Annotated in this window: 16 protein-coding genes; 7 read left to right on the forward strand and 9 right to left on the reverse strand. The window is 69.1% G+C overall.

The features are described 5' to 3' along the window. Positions 1-96 precede the first annotated feature (96 nt). Entirely contained in the window at positions 97-1,239 is a 1,143-nt protein-coding gene (locus tag ACMGFE_RS14725; protein ID WP_436925969.1) for a Vms1/Ankzf1 family peptidyl-tRNA hydrolase, read from the forward strand. 7 nt (positions 1,240-1,246) lie between these two features. Here the strand turns inward: ACMGFE_RS14725 and ACMGFE_RS14730 are convergent, their stop codons facing one another. The 6 genes from ACMGFE_RS14730 to ACMGFE_RS14755 all read right to left on the reverse strand — a co-directional run bounded on the left by ACMGFE_RS14730 (position 1,247) and on the right by ACMGFE_RS14755 (position 8,045). Next, positions 1,247-2,059 (reverse strand): aldo/keto reductase, encoded by an 813-nt coding sequence (locus tag ACMGFE_RS14730; protein WP_436925970.1) that lies wholly within the window; start codon positions 2,057-2,059, stop codon positions 1,247-1,249. Positions 2,060-2,196: 137 nt separating this feature from the next. Beyond that, complete coding sequence (locus ACMGFE_RS14735; protein WP_436925971.1) at positions 2,197-2,526, reverse strand: hypothetical protein; 330 nt, start codon at positions 2,524-2,526, stop codon at positions 2,197-2,199. Positions 2,527-2,642: 116 nt separating this feature from the next. Further along, a complete protein-coding gene (locus tag ACMGFE_RS14740; RefSeq protein WP_436925972.1) occupies positions 2,643-3,809 on the reverse strand; it encodes an ABC transporter permease in 1,167 nt (388 codons plus the stop codon). Beyond that, a complete protein-coding gene (locus tag ACMGFE_RS14745; protein ID WP_436926102.1) occupies positions 3,802-4,983 on the reverse strand; it encodes an ABC transporter permease in 1,182 nt (393 codons plus the stop codon). The genes ACMGFE_RS14740 and ACMGFE_RS14745 overlap by 8 nt, the downstream gene beginning before the upstream one ends. Before the next feature lie 98 nt (positions 4,984-5,081). Beyond that, a complete protein-coding gene (locus tag ACMGFE_RS14750) occupies positions 5,082-6,689 on the reverse strand; it encodes an ABC transporter ATP-binding protein (RefSeq protein WP_436926103.1) in 1,608 nt (535 codons plus the stop codon). Positions 6,690-6,866: 177 nt separating this feature from the next. Next, positions 6,867-8,045 carry a BMP family lipoprotein gene (locus tag ACMGFE_RS14755; RefSeq protein WP_436925973.1) on the reverse strand — a complete coding sequence of 393 codons (1,179 nt, stop codon included), beginning with the start codon at positions 8,043-8,045 and terminating at the stop codon, positions 6,867-6,869. Between the two features lie 149 nt (positions 8,046-8,194). Between ACMGFE_RS14755 and ACMGFE_RS14760 the strand changes: the two genes are divergently transcribed. The 3 genes from ACMGFE_RS14760 to ACMGFE_RS14770 all read left to right on the forward strand — a co-directional run bounded on the left by ACMGFE_RS14760 (position 8,195) and on the right by ACMGFE_RS14770 (position 10,702). Beyond that, on the forward strand, positions 8,195-8,806 hold the full coding sequence (locus ACMGFE_RS14760; protein WP_436925974.1) for an MBL fold metallo-hydrolase: 612 nt from the start codon (positions 8,195-8,197) through the stop codon (positions 8,804-8,806). A 244-nt stretch (positions 8,807-9,050) separates the two neighbouring features. Next, entirely contained in the window at positions 9,051-9,431 is a 381-nt protein-coding gene (gene tnpA, locus ACMGFE_RS14765; RefSeq protein WP_436925975.1) for an IS200/IS605 family transposase, read from the forward strand. Next, complete coding sequence (locus tag ACMGFE_RS14770; RefSeq protein WP_436925976.1) at positions 9,428-10,702, forward strand: RNA-guided endonuclease InsQ/TnpB family protein; 1,275 nt, start codon at positions 9,428-9,430, stop codon at positions 10,700-10,702. Before tnpA ends, ACMGFE_RS14770 begins: the two co-directional genes overlap by 4 nt. A gap of 47 nt (positions 10,703-10,749) precedes the next feature. On the opposite strand, the gene ACMGFE_RS14775 is transcribed toward ACMGFE_RS14770, so the two are convergent. Beyond that, positions 10,750-10,899, reverse strand: coding sequence for a 50S ribosomal protein L40e (locus ACMGFE_RS14775; RefSeq protein WP_436925977.1), 150 nt, complete (start codon positions 10,897-10,899; stop codon positions 10,750-10,752). 184 nt (positions 10,900-11,083) lie between these two features. On the opposite strand from ACMGFE_RS14775, the gene ACMGFE_RS14780 reads away from it, so the two are divergent. Next, on the forward strand, positions 11,084-12,160 hold the full coding sequence (locus ACMGFE_RS14780) for a hypothetical protein (protein ID WP_436925978.1): 1,077 nt from the start codon (positions 11,084-11,086) through the stop codon (positions 12,158-12,160). A gap of 51 nt (positions 12,161-12,211) precedes the next feature. Here ACMGFE_RS14780 and ACMGFE_RS14785 read toward each other — a convergent pair whose 3' ends face one another. Further along, the gene (locus tag ACMGFE_RS14785) at positions 12,212-13,279 is read right to left on the reverse strand and encodes a TrmB family transcriptional regulator (RefSeq protein WP_436925979.1); all 1,068 of its coding nucleotides are present in this window, start codon (positions 13,277-13,279) and stop codon (positions 12,212-12,214) included. Between the two features lie 153 nt (positions 13,280-13,432). Here ACMGFE_RS14785 and ACMGFE_RS14790 point away from each other — a divergent pair, with 153 nt between their 5' ends. Continuing rightward, positions 13,433-15,364 (forward strand): glycoside hydrolase family 9 protein, encoded by a 1,932-nt coding sequence (locus tag ACMGFE_RS14790; protein WP_436925980.1) that lies wholly within the window; start codon positions 13,433-13,435, stop codon positions 15,362-15,364. Positions 15,365-15,540: 176 nt separating this feature from the next. Further along, positions 15,541-16,416, forward strand: coding sequence for a DUF4870 domain-containing protein (locus tag ACMGFE_RS14795; protein ID WP_436925981.1), 876 nt, complete (start codon positions 15,541-15,543; stop codon positions 16,414-16,416). Between the two features lie 60 nt (positions 16,417-16,476). Here ACMGFE_RS14795 and ACMGFE_RS14800 read toward each other — a convergent pair whose 3' ends face one another. After that, complete coding sequence (locus ACMGFE_RS14800) at positions 16,477-16,986, reverse strand: DUF367 family protein (RefSeq protein WP_436925982.1); 510 nt, start codon at positions 16,984-16,986, stop codon at positions 16,477-16,479. Between the last annotated feature and the right edge of the window lie 213 nt (positions 16,987-17,199).

The raw sequence follows: 17,199 nt of genomic DNA on the forward strand, positions 1-17,199 counted from the left end.
GGTCGGCCTTTCGCTTGCAGGCCCCGGCCCCTTTCGGACACGGCCCCTACCCCGGATACCACCCGACGGCGGGGCCGGTCGGGACTTCTTTCACCGATGACGACAGCGTACGAACTCGCCGATCGAATCGAGGAACTGTCCGCGATCGACGCCGGTGGCGACCGCCTGCTGACGGTCGCCGTCCCGCCCGACGAGTCGGTCGGCGCGGCGCTCGAACGCGTCGAGGAGGCCCACGCCGACGCCGAGTACCTCCACCCCGAGGAGACCGACGAGGCCGCGCGCTCGACCCTGGAGCAGGCGCGCCACCTGCTCCACCGCTACGAGGAGACGGGAACCCCAGAGAACGGCCTGGTCCTGTACGTCGGCACCGTCGACGGCGAGACCAGGGAGTGGATATTCGACGACCTCCCGACGCCGGTGCCCGAAGCCGTCCACCAGTTGGACCGGTCGTTCGACACCGCGCCGCTGGAGCGGACGACCGGCGACGACCGGACGTACGGCCTGCTCGTCGTCGAGCGCGGCGGCGCGGTCCTCGGCCGACTCGACGGGGACGCGGTCGCGCCCGTCGAGTCCATCGAGAGCGAAGTGATGGGCAAGACCCGCGCCGGCGGGCAGTCCGCCCAGCGGTTCGCCCGCGAGCGCGAGCGCCAGAAGGAGGAGTTCTTCGACGAGGTCGCCGCAGAGACGGAGTGGGCGTTCCTCGCCGACGCTGGAGCGACCGACGGCGGCGCGGTCGGCGACGCGACCGACGACGCGGACACCGACGCCCTCGCCGTCGACGGCCTGCTCGTGGGCGGCACGACCGTTACGGTCGACGACTTTCTCGAGGGCGACCACCTCGACTACCGGCTCGAAGACGCCATCGTCGGCGGTCACTACGCCGTCGAGTACGCGGGCGAGCAGGGACTCGACCAGCTGGTCGACCGCGCGAGCGACGAACTCGACGCCGCCGCCGAGCGACCGGCTCGCGAGGCGCTCGACGACTTCTTCGACGCGCTCGGCGCGGACGAACCCGTCGTCTACGGTCCCGAGGAGACCGCGGAGGCGCTGGACTACGGCGCCGTGGAGACCATGCTCTGCTCGGCCGCACTCCCCGCGGAGGCGATCCGCGAGTGGGAAGCGCGGACCGACGAGGAGGGCGGCGAGACGGTGGTCGTCCCGGACGGCTTCGACCGGGGCGCCCGCTTCCGCGAGGCGTTCGGCGGCGTCGGCGCGCTCCTCCGGTTCCCCCTCGAGTGAGGGGCGGCTACCACCCGAGTTTCGACCTGATCGCGTCGACGGTGCCGCCCTGTTCTGCCAGTTCCGTCATCTCGTCGTCGGTCAGCTGGAAGTCGAAGACGTCGAAGTTCGAGCGAATGTGCTCGGGCGAGGAGGACATCGGGATGGCCGAGACCATGGGCTGCTGGATCAGCCACCGGATGGCGACCTGCGCGGCCGTCTTGCCGACGCGGTCGCCGATCTGCGCGAGCATCGGGTCGCCCGCCAGGCCCCCGACGTCGAGCGGGCTGTAGGCGGTCAGCATCACGTCCTCCTCGATGCAGAACGAGAGCAAGTCGTCGCGGCGCTCGCGGACGTGGTACTCGACCTGGTTCGTCAGGATCGGGGCGTCGGAGCGTTCCATGGCCTCACGCAACTGGTCGACCGAGAAGTTCGAGACGCCGAGGTGGCGGACGAACCCGTCGTCGCGGAGTTCGTTCATCGCGTCCAGCGTCTCCGCGAGGGGGACGTCGTCGTTCGGCGCGTGGATGAGCAGCAGGTCGACGGCGTCGAGACCGAGGCGCTGGAGGCTCTCGCCGGTGGACTCGACGACGTCGTCGTAGGCGCGGTTGTCGCCCGAGAGCTTGGTCGTGACGAACACGTCCTCGCGGTCGACGTCGGACGCGGCGAGCGCGTCGCCGACGGCGCCCTCGCTCCCGTAGCTCTGGGCGGTGTCGACGTGGCGATACCCCGCCTCGAGCGCAGTCTCGACGGCCCGCCGGCGCTCCTCGTCGGTGTCCATCCGGGCTGTCCCGAATCCCAGTGCCGGCACGTCGACGCCGTCGACGGTGACGTACTCCATGCAGTCGATTCGACGACGGTATTATAAAGGGTTCGGCCGGTGCTCGCAGGCCGATCGTACCGTCCTATCTCCCGTCGATTCGCGGCGGAGAGGGGCTGAAAGTCCCGATCCGCTGGTAGTCGAAACGGCGGTCGCGCTCAGTCGCGAGGCTCCCAGTCCGGTGCGTCGGCCAGCCCGGCGCGCGCGGCGTCGAGGGCGCTCGCGGCGGTCTCGTAGAACAGTTCCCGGCCGACCGGCGTCCGGACGCGGACGAGGGCGGTGTGGTCGGCGACGTCGAAGACGGCCAGTTCCCACGGCGCGGTCACGCACTCCCACCGACCGGACAGCGCCGCGTTCGCGCCCCGCGTCACGCGCTCGCCCAGTTCCCAGCTGAGCCGCGTCGTTCGCTCCAGCGTGACGGGGACGGCGTCGGGAAGCTCGCTCTCCCCGCGCCCGACCGCCCCGTCGACAGAGCGTCGTGTGGACATGTCACAGACCAGGCCCCTGTCCATGAAAAATCATCCGACTTCGGTGCGCCATCCCATCACGTGTTCGCCGCGGGAGCCGTGACGGCTGTACCGCCGCAGTCCCGCGGATCCCGGACTCACTCCTCGCCGGACTCGTAGTGTTCGCCGGCCGCCTCGGGGATGCGGGTGCGCCCGACCAGCGCGAGCACGACGATGACGGCGACGAAGGGGATCGTCTGGACGAGGGCGTCGGGGACGCCGAGGATCTGCTGGGTCTGCAGGCGGAGTTGGACGGCGTCCAGGCCGGCGAACAGCATCGTCGAGCCCAGCGCGCCGACGGGGTTGTAGTTGCCGAAGAGGTAAGCGACGATGGCGATGAACCCCTTCCCGTTGACCATCGTCGGGCCGTTACCGGTGAACTGTCCGATGTTGAACGCGAGCGCGGCGCCGCCGAACCCCGAGAGGACGCCCGAGAGGAGGACGGCGGCGTAGCGGACGCGCGAGACGTCGACGCCCGCGGTGTCGAGCGCGCGTGGGTTCTCGCCGGAGGCGCGCACCCACCGGCCGAAGGCCGTCCGATTGAGGGTGTACCACGCGGCGGCGACGGCGACGAACATCAGGTACACCGGCGGCGCGGCGTCGAAGACGGCGCCCAGCAGCGGCACGTCCGCGAGGACCGGGACCGTCCACGTCCCGAGCGTGTCGACGCTGTCGGTGTTTGGGCCGCCGTAGACGACCTGCGAGAGGAACGGCGCCAGCCCCAGCGCGATGAGCCAGATGGCCAGGCCGGCGATGATCTGGTCGGCGCGGAACTCGATGCAGACGACGGCGAACAGGCCGGAGAGTGCCGTCGACGCGAGCACGCCGATCAGGAAGCCCGCCAGCAGCGAGCCCGTGACGTCCGTGCCGTAGATGGCAGCGAACGCGGAGATGATGAGCAACCCTTCGAGGCCGATGTTGATGACGCCCGACTTCTCGGCGAAGATGCCTCCGAGCGCGGCGAAGACGATGGGAACCGACAGTCGGAGCGTCGCCGCCAGCGTCGACGTGGAGACGATCACGCCGAACAGCCGCCCGACCGACGACTCGGGGGCGACCACCGCGGCGACGCCCAGCAAGGCCAGCAGGCCCACCGCGGCGAGCGCGACCAGCAGGCGCCCGGAGAGCCCGCGGAGACCGCCCCCGCTCCCGCCTCCGCCACCGGCCCCGCCGTGCGCGCGCTCGCCGTCGGCTTCGACACCCCCGTCCGTGACGCGCTCACGCTCGTCACCGCCGTCCGCGACCCGCTGGCGTCCGTCAGTCATCGGCGGCACCTCCCGGCGCGGCGGCGACGTCGGGTTCGTCGGATTCGATCCGGCGGCCGATCTGTCGGAAGAACTCCGGCATCGCGACGAAGAGGATGATCAGGCCGCGGAGGACGCCGACGAGTTGTGGCGGCACGTCGGTGGCGAAGTCGACGACGGTCGACCCGGACTTGAGCACGCCGAACAGCAGCGCCGCGAACACCGATCCGACGGGGTGGTTCCCGGCGAGGATGGAGACGGTGATGCCGTCGAACCCGTAGGACGGGACGCCGGTCTGGAACCGGCCGAGGATCATCAGCACGTACACCGCGCCGCCGACGCCGCCCAGCGCGCCCGAGAGCGTCAGCGACGCGACGACCGTCCGAGCGGAGTCGACGCCGCCGTACTCGGCGGCCGCGGGCTGGAGTCCGGCCGTCCGCAGGTCGAACCCGAACGACGTGTGCTCGAGCAGGTAGTAGACGCCGCCGACGACCGCCAGCGCCAGCGCCAGCGCGACCAGCGAGAAGTCCAGGCGCGGGTCGAAGAGTATCGACGGGAACTGCGCGAATTCCGGCAGCGACGCCGTCTGGATGGCCTGGCTCGTCGGGTCCTGGAAGTGGTCGCTCACGAGATAGCGGACCACCAGCACCGCGACGAAGTTCAGCATGATCGTCGTGATCACCTCGTTCGCGTCGGCGTAGGCCTTCAGCACGCCGGGGATCGCGCCGTAGAACCCGCCGCCGAGGGCGCCGGCGGCGAGCCCCAGCGGGACGAGGACGACCGCGCCGACGGTTCCCGTGAACGCCGGCGCGGCCCACAGGACCGCCAGCGCCGAGGCGAGCGCGCCGACGACGAGCTGGCCCTGGGTCCCGATGTTGAAGATGCCCGCGCGGAAGGCGAGCGCGACGGACAGCCCCGTGAAGACGAGGATCGTCGTCTCGCGGAGCGTCACGGCGAACTGCGCGTTCAGCGGCGACCACCCGCCGGAGAACGGGTCGCCCAGGGCGCCGAGGAACAGACGGTCCCAGACGGCGATCGGGTCGTAACAGAGCGTCACCTCGCCAATCGTCAGCACCGGCGTCCGACAGGTCGCCAGCAGGCCGCCGACCAGCACGATGACGGTCCCGACCAGTATCGACAGCGCGAGCGACGCGACGGCGATCAGGGCCCGCTCGCCCGCCGAGGTCCCCGCCATCGCCACCGCGTAGCCGCGTGCGCGCTGCAACACGGTGTCGGTCCGCGACCCGTCGTCGTCGCTGCCCGTCCGCGGCTGGTCGCCGTCAGCGCCGTCGCTCATCGCGGCCCCTCCCGATCGACGTTCCCCATCGCGGCCGTCCGGTCGGCGCTCACGTCGGCGTCGGGGCGTTCGCCGGCCATGAGGAGGCCGAGCTGTTCCTCGGTGATCGCCTCGGGGTCGACCACGTCGACGAACGACCCCTCGTAGATCACGGCGAGCCTGTCGGAGAGCGACTGGACCTCGTCGAGTTTCGAGGAGACCAGCAGGACCGCGCGGCCGTCGCTCCGGAGTTCGTTGATGCGGTCGTGGATGAACTCGGTGGAGCCGACGTCGACGCCGCGGGTAGGGTGGGAGGCGACGACAAGCCGCGGGTCGCGCGCGAACTCCCGGCCGACGACGAACTTCTGCTGGTTGCCGCCCGACAGCGACAGCGCCCGGGCGTCGACGTTCGGCGGCCGGACGTCGTAGTCGGCGACGATCTCCTCGGCGTGGTTGCGGGCCGCGTCCCAGTCGATCCGCCCGTTCGACGCGTACGGTCGGGCGTGCTGGCTGCCGAGCAGGCCGTTGCTGACCAGGTCGAAGTCCATCACCAGTCCGCGATCCTGGCGGTCCTCTGGCACGTAGGCCATGCCGGCGTCGATGCGGTGGCGTCGGCTCCATCCCGTGACGTCCCTGCCGTCGAGGGAAATCTCACCATCGTCGGCGGTTCGGAGCCCGGCGATGGCTTCGACGAGTTCGGTCTGGCCGTTGCCGTCGACGCCGGCGATGCCGAACACCTCGCCCTCGCGGACCGACAGCGAGACGTCGTCGACCGCGCGGACGCCGCGAGCGTCCTCGACGACCAGGTCGCGGACGTCGAGGACCGTCTCGCCGGGGGTCGCGGTCGACCGGTCGACGTCGAGGAGGACCTCCCGACCGACCATCAGCTCGGCCAGCCGCTCGCGGGAGGCGTCGGCTGCCGGCACCGTGCCGACCTGCTCGCCCCCGCGGAGGACCGTGATCTCGTCGGCCGCAGTCATCGCCTCGCCGAGCTTGTGCGTGATGAAGACGATCGTCTTCCCCTGGTCGGTCAGCTCCGCGAAGACGCCGAACAGATCCTCGACCTCCTGTGGGGTGAGGACGGCCGTCGGCTCGTCGAGGATCAGCACGTCGGCGCCGCGGTACAGCGCCTTGAGGATCTCGACGCGCTGGCGGACGCCGACGCCGACGTCCTCGATGCGGGCGTCGGGGTCCACGTCGAAGCCGTAGCGCTCGGAGAGTTCCACGACCTCCTCGCGGGCTCGCTCGCGGTCGACCGAGAGCCCGAACCACCGCTCGGGCTCGTTGCCGAGCGTGATGTTCTCGGCGACGGTCATCGGGTCGACCAGCATGAAGTGCTGGTGGATCATGCCGACGCCGGCGTCGATAGCGTCCCGCGGCGAGTCGAACTCGCGGGGCTCACCGTCGACGATCACCCGCCCCTCGTCGGGCTCGTAGAGGCCGTAGAGGACGTTCATCAGCGTGGTCTTGCCGGCGCCGTTCTCGCCGAGCAGGGCGTGGACGGTGCCGCGCTCGACCCGCAGGTCCACGTCGTCGTTGGCGACGACGCCCGGGAACCGCTTGGTGATTCCGTCGAGGTGGACCGCCTCGGCCGCGGATCCGCCGCCTTCGGCGCCGTCGCGCACGGGACCCTCGCCGTCGGGACGCTCGCTGGCGGGACCCTCATCGTTCGGGCGCTCGCTCCCGGGACGCTCGCCGTCGGGACGTTCGCTCACGGGCCGCCTCCGTCGTCGGGAGCGCTCGTCGCTGTGCGGCCGCAGTCGTCGCTCGCGTCGGCGAGACCAGTCATCGATGTGCGGCCGTCAGGGCTCCTCGGGGACGTCGATCTCGCCGTCGATGATGCCCTGGCGAGCCTCGCCGATGGCGTCTTTGATGTCCTGTGGGATCTCCGAACCGAGTTGCTGGCCGTAGACGGCCTCGATGCCCTCGTCCTCCAGCGCGAGCGCGTTCGTCGATCCACCCTCGAACGAGTCGTTAACGACTGCCTGGACCGAGTTGAACACGGCCGTGTCGACGCGCTTGACCATGCTCGCGAGGATCACGTCGCTGTAGGCCTCGCGGGTCACCGACTGGTCGCGGTCGACGCCGATGGCGAACTTCTCCTGTTCCTGGGCGGCCTGGAAGACGCCGGTCCCCGTGTTCCCGGCGGCGTGGTAGACGACGTCGGCGCCGGACTGGTACATCGAGAGGGCGGCCTCCTTCCCGCCCGATGGGTCGTCGAACCCGCCGACGTAGGCGGTCTGGACGTCGACCCCCTCGTTCGCGTGGGCGACGCCGGCCTCGTAGCCGGCCTGAAAGCGCCCGATCAGCGGCGACTCCACGCCGCCGACGAAGCCGACGGTCGTCGAGTCTGGATTCGTCGAGCCCGCGCCCGCCTGGAAGTCCATCGTCGTCAGCGCGCCGGCGAGGTGGCCGACGAGGAACGATCCCTCCTCTTCGGCGAAGACGTAGGAGGCGACGTTGTCGGCGTCGACCGTCTCGTCGACGATCATGAACCGCTGGTCGGGGTACTCGCTCGCCGTCTCGGTCAGCGCGTCGGCCTGCAGGAAGCCGATACAGCAGACGAGGTCGTAGTTCGGGCTCGTCTCCCGGGCGAACTGCCGCTGGAAGTTCGAGAACTCCGTCGTCCCTTCCGGCTGGGCCTCGTTGTACTCGATGTCGAACTCCTCGGCGGCCTGCTCGATGCCGGTCTGGGCCTGGTCGTTGAACGACCCGTCCCCCAGCCCACCGGTCGCGTACACGACGCCGACGTTCGTCGCCCCGTCTCCACCGTCACCGTCGCCGCCGGTGCCGTCGCCTCCGTCGGTGCCGTCGCCGCCGTCGGTGCCGTCGCCGCCATCTGTGCCGTCGCCGCCGTCGGCGCCGTCACCGCCGTCGGCGCCTCCGCCGTCACCGTCGTTTCCGTCCCCAGTACAGCCCGCGAGCGTGAGTACTCCGGCGGTACCGACGCCCCTGATGAATCGTCGCCTGTCGAGGGACATGTGACTGCTCACGGCCGCGGTAGGGGTAAAAATTGCGGCCACCGATATCACGGACGACCGGTTCTTGCGTCCAGCGTCCGCGGGAGCCGGTCGATCGCGGTGGCCGGTCCGCCACCAGACTCAAGCGCGGGGCGGCCGATCCGCCGGGTATGGACGTCATCAACGTCACCGAGGACGCGGACACGTTCACGTGCAACGCCTACCTCGCGCTCGGCGAGACGCCGACGCTCGTCGACGCGGGCGCGATGACCGGCGTCACCGAGGTCATCGCCGACCACGCCGACGACCTCGACCGCGTGGTCCTCACCCACCAGCACGGCGACCACGTCGCCCAGCTCGACGCCGTGCTCGACCGCTTCGACGCCGACCTGTACGCCTACGGCGACCACCCACGGCGGACGGGGGAACTCGAACCCGGCGACGCGGTGACCGTCGGCGACGAGTCCTTCGAGGTCGTGTACACGCCCGGTCACGCCGACGACCACGTCTCGCTAGTCTCGGCGTCGTCGCTGTTCTCCGGCGACGTGGTCGTCCACGACGACGGCGCGTTCGACGACGGGAGCTTCGGCCGGACGGACATGGAGGGACAGTCGCGCGAGCGGCTCATCGAGTCGATCCGCGACCTGCTCGACCGGATGCCGGGAGGCGTCGAGCACATGTACAGCGGCCACGGCAGCGTCTTCAACGGCGACGTGCGCGAGGTCGTCGAGCGCGCGCTCGAACGCGCCGAGCGGCGCGAACCGAAGTACCCAGAGGAGTAAGATCGCGGCGCGAGACGCCGAACCGCGACCGCTCGGCGAGCGGAGACCGTTTCCGGTCGAACCGGCGCAGTCGCTCGCCGTTCGGAGAGCAGAGAGAAAAGGGCCCGATTACGGAATATTCGAGGCGAAAGCCTCGCCCTTCAGGGCGGGGATGAAACCGACCAACAGTATTCTACCGCCGTCGGTGGCATAGACGAGGTTCCAACCCAATATTTAACGCATCTGACCGCGATAGTATGCATAGATGGTGAAGAGTACCCGTCACGCGAAATACGAACTCTGCTACCACATAGTGTTCGTGCCGAAATATCGGCGTTCGCACCTGACGGGGAAGACGAAGGAACGTCTCGAAACCATCTTCGCGGAAATCTGTGAGGACAAAGGCCTCGAACTGGCCGAATACGAGGTCATGCCCGACCACGTACACTTGTTCATCGGGAGTCCGCCGAAGAACGCCCCGTCACTCATCGTCAACTGGGTGAAGGGAATCTCCGCGCGGAAGTATAATCAGAGGTACGACGACCGCGTGAAGTGGACTCGTTCGTACTACGTTGGAACAGCGGGAAGTGCCTCGAAGGGTGCTATCGAACGCTACATCGCGGAACAAGAAGGTGACGACGCATGAAGCGCGTCAACACCTTCGAGGTGGTTCCACAAACCGAGAACGACAAAGAGTGCCTTCTACGGCTACTCGATGCGTCCGCCTCTCTGTGGAACGAACTGACCTACGAACGCCGTCAGAACTACTTCGGTGACGGCGACGTGTGGGACACCTCCGAGTACCGAGGGCGCTACAACGGTGTCATCGGAAGCGCGACCGTCCAACAGGTCACACGCAAGAACAGCGAAGCGTGGCGGTCGTTCTTCGCCCTCAAGGAGAAAGGCGAGTACGCCAACCCGCCGTCGTACTGGGGCAACGAGGAGGACGGACGCGAACTCCGTACCTACATCCGCAATGACCAGTACACGATTCAGTGGGGCAAGCGAAGCCGTCTCGAAATTCCTGTCGGGCAAGAACTGAAAGACGAATACGGACTCGGCTACCACGAACGACTCCGCCTCGAAGTCCGAGGCAACCCGAAGTGGGACGACAAACAGGGTCGTCTGGAACTTGAGTACGACGAGGCGAGCGACACGTTCAGGGCTTTCCAACCAGTCACCATACCTGATTCTCGACTGGATTCACCACTGGCTTCCGAAGAAGCCGCCCTCGACGTTGGCGCAAACAATCTCGTCGCCTGTTCCACTACCACTGGGAACCAGTACCTCTACGACGGTCGGGAGTTGTTCCGACGGTTCCGCGAGACAACCGACGAAATCGCCCGCCTCCAGTCGAAACTCCGAAAGGGACGCTACAGTTCCAAGCGGATTCGACGGCTGCACCGACAGCGGACAAAGCGCCGTGACCACGCACAGAACGCGCTGGTGCGCGACCTCGTTGAACGGCTGTACGACGAGGGCGTGGCGACGGTGTACGTAGGCGACTTGACCGACGTGTTGGAAACGCAATGGTCGGTCAGGGTGAACGAGAAGACGCACAACTTCTGGGCTTTCAAGAAGTTCATCCACCGTCTCGCGTGCGTCTGTGAGGAATACGGCATCAGCCTCGAAGCCGAGTCGGAAGCGTGGACGAGTCAGACGTGTCCCGAGTGTGGCAACCACGACGCGACGATTCGCCACGGGGATACGCTGACGTGTCCGTGTGGATTCGAGGGACACGCCGACCTCACGGCGTCAGAGACGTTCCTTCGAGAACACAGCGATTGCGAAATCAGGCCGATGGCACGGCCCGTGCGATTCGAGTGGGACGACCACGACTGGTCGGGGACACCACACCCTCACGAAAGTCCCAAAGAAGTGCGTACAAACCCGCAAGTTGCCTCCGTGGGTCGGTAGCCGAACCCCCAACGGAGGAATCCTCGCGCTTTAGCGCGGGGAGGATGTCAAGCGTTGCGGCGCTCTTTGCTCTTCCGTCGGAGGTTCTTGTAGCCGCACTTGCGGCAGCTCTCGGCGTCGACGGAGTTGCGGGCGTTACAGCGCATGCAGATCTGTTTCTCGAGGACGCGACGTTCGGCGGGTTCGAACTTGGGCATACCCGTCCTTCCTCGTCACCGCGTTTAAGCGTTGCCTCTCCGACCCGGTCACGACTTCAGACCGCGTTTAAGCGTTGCCTCTCCGACCCGGTCACGACTTCAGACCGCGTCGGAGCGCGGACGGCGCCGGACCCTCGCGCGTCGCGTGGTCACTGTTAACCCGCTCGGGACCCACTGAGCCGGTATGACCGACCTCTACGACCGCGTCGCGGATCTGCCGCTCGCCGTCGACGGGTTCGCCCTCGACCGCCACGAGATGGACACCTCCGCCGGTTTCACCCGCGTGACGACCGTGGTGGAACTCCGCGGCGACGGCGAACGGGGCCGCGGCGAGGACGTCACCTACGACACCGAGGATCACGACCGACTGCGGGACGCCCACGCCGACGGCGACCTCGACTGGGACCTGGGCGGCGAGTACACGTTCGACGAATTCTCCGCGGCGCTAGACGACGTGGCCCTGTTTCCCGAGCCCCCGGAGCGCGAGGCGTCGCGTCACTACCGGCGGTGGGCCGTCGAGAGCGCGGCGCTGGACCTCGCGCTGCGGCAGGCCGACACCACGTTCGCCGCGGCGCTCGACCGCGAGTACGACCCGGTGCGGTTCGTCGTCTCGACGCGTCTCGACACCGGGGACGAGCCGTCGACCGACCGGATCCACCGGTGGCTCGACGTCGACCCGACTATGGAGTTCAAACTCGACCCGACGGCCGCGTGGACCCGGGACCTGATGGACGACCTCGCCGCGACCGACAGCGTGCGGATCCTCGACCTGAAGAGCTACTACGAGGGCACCGAGGTGGACACCGACGCCGACCCCGAGCGCTACCGGCAGGTCCTGGAGACGTTCCCCGACGCGGTCGTCGAGGACGCGAAGTTCACCGACGAGACGCGGCCGGTCCTGGCGGGTCACGAGGACCGCCTCTCGTGGGACTACCCGATCACCGACGTCGAGAGCGTCCAGGCGCTCCCGATCGAGCCGTCGTGGCTGAACGTCAAGCCCTCGCGGTTCGGGACGGTCGCGGACCTGCTCGACACGGTCGAGTACTGCCTCGATCGAGACATCTCGCTGTACGGCGGCGGGCAGTACGAACTCGGGGTCGGCCGCGAGCACCTCCACGCCGTCGCGTCGACGTTCTATCCCGACGGTCCGAACGACATCGCGCCCACCGCCTATCACGCGCCCGAACCCCATTCCGACGTGCCCGCGAGTCCGCTGGCGCCGCCCGCGGAGCCGGTGGGGCTGCGCTGGCCCCGCGAGTGAGACCTCCGGTCGTCGCGGCCCGGTCGACGCGGCCCGGTCGTCGGCGGTCGGTCACTCGCTGAAGTCGTCGACGCGGACGATCTCGGCCTCGACGTCCTCCCAGATGGCGCCCCAGCCGCCGATCTCGACCTCGCCGTCGTCGGTCGCGACGACGATGCTGACCGTGCCGCCGAGTTCGTCGTAGGTGGGCCTGGTGACCGTCTCCTCGCGGCCGCCGAAGCGGATGTCGACGAGTTCGCCGCGGACGGTGACCGATTCGCCGGAGTCGGTGTCCCGGCCGTGGACGGTGATCGCGAGCGTCACACCCTCCTCGCGCACCACCGCGGCGTGGCGGATGAACTCCTCGATGCTGACGTACACCGCTTCGTCCGGGTCGGCCAGGTGGATCCGCTCGCCGGGGACCCAGTCGCACGTGAGAAACGTCCAGTGGAAGTGGAAGGTCATCAGGTCGTCGCCGACCTGGACGCCGTACTCCTCGTCGCCGTGGACGTTCGGCGAGAGGAACCCCTGTCGCCGGTCGACGGCGGTGTGGAACGAGGCGGGCTTCCCCAGGCGCCTGATCTCGGTGATCGAACTGTCGGAGAGGTCGTCGGGGATCTCGACGGGCCCGTCGACCGACCCGCCGATCAGGGCGTGGACGACGACGCCCCGTTCGGCCGCCGTCTCCAGCGCGGGGCGCAGGTCCACGAACTGTTCGAGGGAGCCGCCGAACTCGACGGAGACCGACGCCTCGTCGATCGCGGCGCGGGCGTTCTCGACGACCGTCCGCTGGCGCTTGACGACGCTGACGCGATGCTCCTCGGGGTCCGGCCGCTCCCAGCGGTCCTCGATCTCGTCGGCGGCGGTCGCCAGCAGCTCCCCCGTCGAGCGCAACTCGTCGAGCACATCGCCGGGCTCGTCGGCCCGCGCGTGCAAGCGGTCGCGCTCGACGGTCTCCACGAACCCACGGTCCTCAAGCGTCCGCACCACGTCGTACACCTGCGAGGTCGGCACGCTCGCCCGTTCGGCGACGTCGACGACCGGCGCCGTCCCCTGGTCGAGCAGCCCCAGGTAGACGGCCGCCTGGTACTCCGTCAGGCCCGCGCGCTCCAGCGCCTCGCGGAGTCGATCCGTCTCCATGCTCACTGGTGCTGCCCGGCCGAGTAAAACGTTGCCGTGCCCGCGCACCAGTGGCCGAACGCTGTTTGGATGGCACTACACGACAATTCCCGTAAATTTCCACGCCGCGGCGTGGGGAAACTATTTGTGTGTCGTCGAACTCACGTGTCGGTCATGGACGAGGAGGGTGACGCGGCGCTGTCGCGGCGGGCGATGATCGCCGCGAGCGCGTGCGGTGTGGCCGGGCTCGCGGGCTGCCCCGGCGAGGGCGACTCGCCCGCGACGCCCAGCGGCGAGGCTGGGAGGAACGATCCAACCGAGTCGGATCCCGACGGCCGGACGGACGAACCGACGGCGACCGCGGCGGGCGGAGTAACAGACTCAGCCGAGACGGCGGCCGATCCGCCGGACGAACTTGACCCGGACGAGACCGGCGAGTCGGTGCTGGTCGATCAAGTCGGATATCGGCCGTCGGACCCAAAGGAGGCGGTCGTGCGGACCGACGCGACGGCGTTCACCGTCTTCGACGCCGAGACCGGGCAGGCGGTCGCGAGCGGCGCGCTCTCGGCGCCGACCGACGACGAGGCGTCGGGCGACACCGTCCGACACGCCGAGTTCGACGACGTGACCGAACCGGGGACGTACCAGGTCGCCGTGGCCGACGGCACCGCGGCCTCCCATCCGTTCGAGGTCGGGGAGGGCGTCTGGGGACGGACGCTCGCGGAACTGTGTCGCCGCTACACGCTCAGGCGCGTCAACACCCGGATCGACGACCCAGTCACGGGAATGGAGTTCGGTCCGGGCCACCCGCAGGACGCCGAGGCTCGCATGTACTTCGGCGACGAGTTCCGCGAGGAGGGCGAGCGAGTCGACGTCAGCGGCGGGTGGTACGACGCCGGCGACTACGGCAAGTACGTCACGCCCGGCGCCGTCACTGTTGCGCAGTTGCTCGTGGCCTACGAGTGGGCGCCAGAGACGTTCCAACCTGGACAGCTCGCCATGCCCGAGGGCGTCTCCGCGGCCGAGCGCGAGGCGGGGATGCCCGACCTCCTCGCCGAGGTGAAGTTCGAGCTGGAGTGGCTCGAACGGATGCAGCGGCCCGACGGCGCGATGTACCACAAGGTATCGAGCGAGCGCTGGCCGGCGATGGACACGCGCCCGGACGGGGACGACCAGCCCCGCTACGTGTTCGGGCTCTCGACGTACGGGACCGGGATGGTCGCCGGCGCGATGGCGATGGCCGCCCGCGTCTACCGCGCGTTCGACCCCGATTTCGCCGACCGGCTGCTCGACAACGCCCGGGCCGCCCAGTCGTTCCTCGAATCGAATCCGGAGCCGATCTTCCGGCGCGACGAGGGCCAGGACGCCGGCTCCGGCGGCTACGCCAAGGAGACCGACCGCGAGGAGCGCTTCTGGGCCGCCGCGGAGCTGCTGAAGACGACCGGTGAGGCCCGCTACGCCGAGTACCTGGAGTCGACCCTCGCCGACCAGTTCGAGCGCGTCCCGCCGCCGGTGTCGTGGGCGAATGCGCTCCTGCTGGGTCACTGGGCGTACTACACCGCCGACGCGGGCGACGACGGGCGCAAATCGACGATCGCGGACCGACTCGTCGCCGACGCCGACCGGCTGGTCGACCACGTCGACTCGGAGGGGTACCGCGTCGCCCTGTCGACCGACCAGTACTACTGGGGGTCGGCGAAGATCGCCGTCGCCATCGGCAACAAGCTCCTGCTGACGAACGAGGTCGAGGCCGACCCCGCGTACGTGGCCGCCGCGAAAGACCAGATCCACTACGTCCTGGGGCGGACGCCGACGACCTACTCGTACGTCACGGGATCGGGCGAGACGGCGCCGCAGAACCCCCACAGCCGGACGGTCGAGAGCACGGGCGTCGACGTCCCGGGGAACCTCGTCGGCGGGCCGAACGCGCACGAGGACGACGACGTGCTCGCGGAGCTGATCGAGACCGAGGACCCGCCGCCGGCGAAGTGCTACCGCGACCGGGCGGGGTCGTACGCGGCGAACGAGCCGGCGATCGACTACGCCGCGCCGCTGGTGTTCGCGCTGGCGCAGTTCACTCCCGCGTCGGCCGTCGGCGTCGAGTAATCCGCTTCCGAGTCCTCGACGAAAGATCTCTCGCCCGCGACCTGTCTGGTGACGAAATGTTGTGTGACAGTGGAAAGTATTACAAACGGTGCTTTCCCTCTTGCTGACATGGTTGGGAGACTCCGAACCAGGGAGATTGGGCACGAACGCGGCGTGAACGCCGAGGTGGTCGCGCGATGAGCGACGGACGCTCCGACGACGGGGCGGACCGGAGCGAGAACGGTCAGTCGGCCGCCGACGGGGCCGTCGACGAGCGAACCGTCGAGAGCACGGCCGAGAGCGGCCAGTCGACGAGCGGCCAGTCGACGAGCGGTCAATCAACGAGTGGCCAGTCGGCGGGCGGCCAGCCAGCGGGTGGCCAGTCGGCGGGCGGTCAATCGACCGCTGGGCAATCCGCTGACGGTCAGTCGGCGGGTGGGCAGTCCACGGGCGGTCAGTCCGCTGACGGTCAATCGTCCAGCGGTCGAAGTTCCGGACAGGCGAGCGGACAGAGCGCCGGGCAGTCCAGCGGGCAAAGCACCGGACAGACCGGCGGGCAGAGCGCCGGCCAGACCGGTGGACAGAGCGCTGGGCAGTCCGGCGGGCAGAGCCCCGGGCAACGTTCCGGACAGGCCGGTCAGCGGAACCCGGGACAGAACGCCGGGTCGGCGAGTCGAAGGGTGCAACCGAGCGATTCGATGACCGGGCCGGCCGCGGGCGGGACCGACCTGGAGCCGAACGTCGCGGCGGCGATCGCGTACGTCTTCGCGCCGCTGACGGGCGTACTCATGCTGCTGATCGAGGGCGACGAAGACGACTTCGTCCGCTTTCACTCGATCCAGAGCATCGGGTTCGGCGCGACCGTCATCGGCGCCTACTTCGTCGTCGGCATCGTGATGGGCGTCCTCACGGCGATACCTTTCGTGGGTGATTTCTTCGCGTTGCTGGCGATCCCGCTGAACGGGATGGTCGGCCTCGCAGCCTTCGTTGGCTGGGCGTTGCTGATCCTCAAGGCCTACCAGGGCGAGCGCTACGGCCTGCCGGTGCTGGGTCCGATCGCCGCGTCGAACTAGCTCCCGAACGCCGGGAGCGTCGTTTTTCGGGTCGCGAAGAACCAGAGCCGCAGCGCCGGCTCACTCGTCGGCGAGGTAGTCGTCCTGGACGGCGAGCACGTCGGCCGAGTCGGCGCACTGGGCGTACCGCGCCAGCGGTTCTTCGTTGAGTTCGAGGAAGGTGTGGCCCCAGGAGAACACCGAGAGGATCTCCTCGGCCTGCTCGCGTTCGCCGAGGATGCACAGGGCGCCGGCGAACGCCTCGACGGTGTTCAACTGGAAGGCCGTCCCGTAGTTGACGGGGTTGCCGGCGACGAGGAACGGGAGCGAGCGGTGGATCCCTTCGAGGTCGAAGGCCTCGCGCTCGGCGGTCTCCCAGGAGCAATCGAGTGCGACCAGGCGGTCCCGCCGCTTGCCCGTCCCCTCGCGGTCGGCGGGCGAGAGCGCCCGGTCGGCGAAGGGGTTGAGGACGATACCCGGCGGCGTCGACCGCGTCGAGCGGTGTAACTCGGCGTGGTCGAACTTCGCGAGCCGCCGCGCCGAACACTTGTCTGGGTCGTCGTCGCCCTCGTACCGGACGTGTAACTCCACGCCGGTCGGTACTCGCCGCGGTGGCAAAAGCCGCTCGGAGACCGCTCGCGGACTGCCGGAAGGCCGTCGCAGGTCGCTCTGAGACCGCGAGGAGCCCCCGCCAGCGCCCGTCGCGACAGCGATCGATACCGTTCGGATCGCGGACTGTACCGCGGTCGATGCGGCGAATACAGCGCGTGAAAACGCTCAGAACACCTTTATACGACCACTCGG

Origin of the sequence: Halosimplex amylolyticum (assembly GCF_051414035.1) — an archaeon.
GTDB classification, from domain to species: domain Archaea; phylum Halobacteriota; class Halobacteria; order Halobacteriales; family Haloarculaceae; genus Halosimplex; species Halosimplex amylolyticum.

Bases quoted from the DNA above. Each gene is read 5' to 3' on its own strand.
- ACMGFE_RS14770 (WP_436925976.1), top strand. From the start codon at position 9,428: ATGAAGCGCGTCAACACCTTCGAGGTGGTTCCACAAACCGAGAACGAC.
- ACMGFE_RS14725 (WP_436925969.1), top strand. From the start codon at position 97: ATGACGACAGCGTACGAACTCGCCGATCGAATCGAGGAACTGTCCGCG.
- ACMGFE_RS14745 (WP_436926102.1), bottom strand. From the start codon at position 4,983: ATGGCGGGGACCTCGGCGGGCGAGCGGGCCCTGATCGCCGTCGCGTCG.
- ACMGFE_RS14755 (WP_436925973.1), bottom strand. From the start codon at position 8,045: ATGTCCCTCGACAGGCGACGATTCATCAGGGGCGTCGGTACCGCCGGA.
- tnpA (WP_436925975.1), top strand. From the start codon at position 9,051: ATGGTGAAGAGTACCCGTCACGCGAAATACGAACTCTGCTACCACATA.
- ACMGFE_RS14795 (WP_436925981.1), top strand. From the start codon at position 15,541: ATGAGCGACGGACGCTCCGACGACGGGGCGGACCGGAGCGAGAACGGT.
- ACMGFE_RS14740 (WP_436925972.1), bottom strand. From the start codon at position 3,809: ATGACTGACGGACGCCAGCGGGTCGCGGACGGCGGTGACGAGCGTGAG.
- ACMGFE_RS14780 (WP_436925978.1), top strand. From the start codon at position 11,084: ATGACCGACCTCTACGACCGCGTCGCGGATCTGCCGCTCGCCGTCGAC.
- ACMGFE_RS14735 (WP_436925971.1), bottom strand. From the start codon at position 2,526: ATGTCCACACGACGCTCTGTCGACGGGGCGGTCGGGCGCGGGGAGAGC.
- ACMGFE_RS14760 (WP_436925974.1), top strand. From the start codon at position 8,195: ATGGACGTCATCAACGTCACCGAGGACGCGGACACGTTCACGTGCAAC.
- ACMGFE_RS14775 (WP_436925977.1), bottom strand. From the start codon at position 10,899: ATGCCCAAGTTCGAACCCGCCGAACGTCGCGTCCTCGAGAAACAGATC.
- ACMGFE_RS14790 (WP_436925980.1), top strand. From the start codon at position 13,433: ATGGACGAGGAGGGTGACGCGGCGCTGTCGCGGCGGGCGATGATCGCC.
- ACMGFE_RS14730 (WP_436925970.1), bottom strand. From the start codon at position 2,059: ATGGAGTACGTCACCGTCGACGGCGTCGACGTGCCGGCACTGGGATTC.
- ACMGFE_RS14785 (WP_436925979.1), bottom strand. From the start codon at position 13,279: ATGGAGACGGATCGACTCCGCGAGGCGCTGGAGCGCGCGGGCCTGACG.